This window comes from Mesorhizobium sp. M7A.F.Ca.CA.004.12.1.1, from assembly GCF_003997835.1.
Classification (GTDB): domain Bacteria; phylum Pseudomonadota; class Alphaproteobacteria; order Rhizobiales; family Rhizobiaceae; genus Mesorhizobium.
The window spans coordinates 1-1688 of the sequence record NZ_RZRK01001065.1 but is presented as its reverse complement, the minus strand read 5'-3'; the positions used below and the strand labels follow the sequence as shown (position 1 = coordinate 1688).

1 protein-coding gene is annotated in these 1688 nt (G+C 63.8%); it reads right to left on the bottom strand.

Annotation, left to right across the window (positions count from 1 at the left end):
- Positions 1–1688: xanthine dehydrogenase family protein molybdopterin-binding subunit (locus EN984_RS33620; RefSeq protein ID WP_127384305.1), on the bottom strand; the 1688-nt coding region annotated here is incomplete at both ends.

Below are 1688 nucleotides of genomic sequence, written 5' to 3'. Positions count from 1 at the left end.
GATATAGCAGCCCGCCGGGAAGGTGAAATTCGACGGATCGTAGAACGCCGTCTCCTTGAGCCCGGGCTCCATGCCGCCCGGCAGGTTGTGGGCAGTGTAGGCGGCCAGCGCCATCTGGAACCACGGCACGTTCTTGTCGGTGCCGGCCACCTTCAGCGCGCCGTTCTCGATGATGATGTCGCCTTCGTCGGCCTCGAGCAGGTGCGCCGCGATCTTCTTGGCCTTGGCCTCTACCTTGTCGAGCGCCTTGACGATGGCTGACATCCCGACCGCACCCGAGCGCGAGCCATAGGTGCCCATGCCCATCTGCACCTTGTCGGTATCGCCATGCACGATCGAGACCGAATCGAGCGGCACGCCGAAGCGCTCATTGACCAGTTGCGCGAAGGTCGTCTCATGGCCCTGGCCGTGGCTGTGAGAGCCGGTCAGCACCTCGATCGTGCCGACCGCGTTGACGCGCACTTCCGCCGATTCCCAAAGGCCGACACCGGCGCCGAGCGAGCCGACGGCCGCAGACGGCGCGATGCCGCAGGCCTCGATGTAGCAGCTCATGCCGATGCCGCGCAGCAGCCCCTTGTTGGCGGCGGCGGCCTTGCGCTTGGCGAAGCCGGCATAATCCGACGCCTGCATTGCCGCATCGAGCGAAGCGGCATAGTCGCCGGCGTCATAGCACATGATGACCGGCGTCTGATGCGGAAACGAGGTGACGAAGTTCTTGCGCCGCAACTCAGCCGGCGAAACGCCGAACTGGCGGGCCGCCGTCTCCATCATACGCTCCATGACGAAGGTCGCTTCCGGCCGCCCTGCCCCGCGATAGGCATCGACGGGCGCGGTGTTGGTGTAGATCGCCTTCACATTGGCGTGGATGGCCGGGATGTTGTACTGGCCCGACAGCAGAGTCGCATAGAGATAGGTCGGCGTCGCCGATGAAAACAGCGACATGTAGGCGCCGAGATTGGCTTGGGTTTCCACCTTCAGGCCGAGGATCCTGTGGTCCTTGTCGAAGGCCATTTCAGCATGGGTGTGATGGTCGCGGCCATGCGCATCGGTCAGAAAACTCTCGGTCCGGTCGGCCACCCATTTGACCGGCACGCCGGTCTTCTTCGACGCCCACAGGCAGACGATCTCTTCGGGATAGATGTAGATCTTCGAGCCGAAGCCGCCGCCGACATCGGGCGCGATCACGCGCAGCTTGTTTTCCGGCGCGACATTGTAGAAGGCGCTCATCACCAGCCGCGCCACATGCGGGTTCTGCGAGGTCGTCCAGCAGGTATAGTGATCCTCGGCCTTGTCGTAATGGCCAAGTGCGGCGCGCGGCTCCATGGCATTGGGCACCAGCCGGTTGTTGATGATGTCCATCTTGACGACATGGGCTGCCTTCCCGAAAGCCGCCGCGGTGTCGTCGGCATTGCCGATGTCCCAGTCGAAGATCAGATTGTTGTCCGCTTCGGGGTGGATTTGCGGCGCACCCTTGTCCATCGCCTTGGAGGCATCGACGACGGCCTTCAGCTCCTTGTAGGTGATCTCGACCGCCTCGGCGGCGTCGCGCGCCTGCCCCTTGGTCTCGGCGACGACGATGACGACGGCGTCGCCGACATAACGGACCCGGTCGAAGGCGAGTGGCGACCACGCTCCCATCTTCATCGGCGAGCCGTCCTTGGAGTGGATCATCCAACCGCAGATGAGAT